The 233-nt window shown below is 70.0% G+C and carries 1 pseudogene; it reads left to right on the plus strand.

The features are described from left to right. Positions 1–233 (plus strand): annotated as a pseudogene (locus ACZ6JE_RS15705) (ATP-dependent chaperone ClpB); the annotation flags it as partial.

Here is a 233-nt window from a genome sequence, read left to right on the forward strand (position 1 = left end):
AGATCGAGCAGCAGCAGGCCGCCTACGACGATCTGACCGCACGGTGGCAGGCCGAGAAGGCGGCCCTGCAGGTCATCGGCACCCTCCGCAGCGACCTCAACGAGGCGCGCATCGACGCCGACCGGGCGCTCCGCGCGGGACGCTACGAGGACGCCGCCCGCATCAGCTACGACCGCATCCCCGACATCGAGAAGAGACTGCCCGACGCCGAGTCGTTCGAGAAGTGCGGCGAC

The organism is Frigoribacterium sp. AC759 (assembly GCF_979256015.1).